The sequence below is a fragment of the Ruegeria sp. G2 genome (genome assembly GCF_056533505.1).
The window spans coordinates 1-1,673 of record NZ_JBQFON010000024.1; the positions used below are offsets into that span (position 1 = coordinate 1).

The 1,673-nt window shown below is 61.1% G+C and carries 1 protein-coding gene; it reads right to left on the reverse strand.

Annotated elements, in window-relative coordinates:
- Positions 1-171: 171 nt before the first annotated feature.
- Positions 172-1,611 carry an IS1182 family transposase gene (locus tag ACR0DU_RS21310; protein ID WP_480617995.1) on the reverse strand — a complete coding sequence of 480 codons (1,440 nt, stop codon included), beginning with the start codon at positions 1,609-1,611 and terminating at the stop codon, positions 172-174.
- Positions 1,612-1,673: the final 62 nt, after the last annotated feature.

The following is a 1,673-nucleotide window of genomic DNA, read 5'->3' on the forward strand; positions in this document are numbered from 1 at the left end:
GGGCTGAGGGTGTGTGGAAACTCGTTTGGTTTCTCGACGATGAGGATGTTTCAGTCGATTTTGTGGAGGCAGCCGGATTTTGGGCCACTTTAGCGCCTTATGCGCCGGAGAGGGCTGAATCCGCGCTCTTGTGGCGTTTTTTGCGGTACGATTTGAGCTGAGCGCCGCCCATCAGGCCGGAATGGCAGTCAAAAGCCCACGTACCCCGATCAGGGCTATCATCCGCTTGATGTTATAGGCGAGGACATGGAAGGCCATCTCGGTGCGGACGTTCTTGAGCGTTCGCATCCGGAAGTGCGTCGCTCCCATCCAGCTCTTGATTGTGCCGAACGGGTGCTCGACGGTTGAGCGGCGGAGGCCCATCAAGGCCGGGTCGCGGCTCAAACGGCCACGCATCTCGTCGACCAGATGCTCGTGTTCCCATCGGGTGATACGACGTTCCCTGCCGGTCGTGCAGCGCGCCTTGACAGGACAGGCCTGACAGACGTTGGTCCAGTATCGCCGTACCACCAGGCCGCCTTCTTCGGTCGTGTAGCGGTATGTCAGCGTCTCACCTGCCGGGCATCGGTAGATATCCGCATCCGCGTCATAGGCAAAGTCGGCCTTCACATACATGCCCTTCTTGCGGTTGCCGGAAGTCTCGGGCCGGGGGAGGGTTGTGGTGATGCCATCCTCGTGACAGGCCAGAATTTCCCGGCCGCTGAAATAGCCCTTGTCAGCGACCGCGCTCATTTCGTCGCGTCCGAGAGCGGCCTTCGCCGCCTTGGCCATCGGTGACAGCTGTTCACGGTCATGCCCGGCATTGATCACGTCATGCGCGACAATCAGATGGGTCTCGGTATCCACTGCGGATTGGGCGTTGTAGCCTACAAAACCGCTGCCTTTGGCGCTGGTGGCCATGGAGCGGGCATCCGGATCAGTCAGGGAGATCTGCCTAACTGGGCTCTCCCTGAGCGCCTCGCCCATGTCCACCAGGCGCTCGATCTCCTGCCGGATGCGCTCGCAGCGTTGCGCCAGGTTGGCGATCTTCCCGGCCCGGGCCTCGCCCTCTTCCTGACGGTCGATCCGGACCATTTCTTCAAGGTAGCGCTCGATGCTCGCGACCAGATGGGCGGTGCGGCTGGCGATCTTGCCTTTGGTGAAGTTCTTGTCGCGATTATTCACCGCCTTGAACTTGGAGCCATCGATGGCAACACAATCCCCCTTCAGCACCCCGATCCGGCGACAGAGTTCGACGAACTGCGCACAGGTCCGCCGGATCGCCGGGCCGTTGTCGCGCCGAAAGTCGGCGATCGTCTTGTGGTCCGGGACAAGCCGACCCGTCAGCCACATCACCTCGACATTGCGCCCAGCCTCCCGCTCCAGGGCACGGCTCGAAGGGACGCGGTTCAGATAGCCATAGATGAACAGCTTCAGCAGGACCGATGGGTGATAGCCGGGCCGTCCTGTCTGCGCCGGCGCCGTCCGCAGGAAACCGATCTCCCCAAGATCAATCTCGTCCACGAAGAGGTCAATCACGCGGACCGGATTATCCTCGTCTATCCAGTCTTCCAGCCGGGCCGGAAAAAGTGTCATCTGACTGCGGTCCGTACCCTCGATATATCCCGACATGCCTGCCTCCGGTCTTTGCCGAAAAGCATACAGCATCCGGAGTTTTCACACAGCCTCGGCTC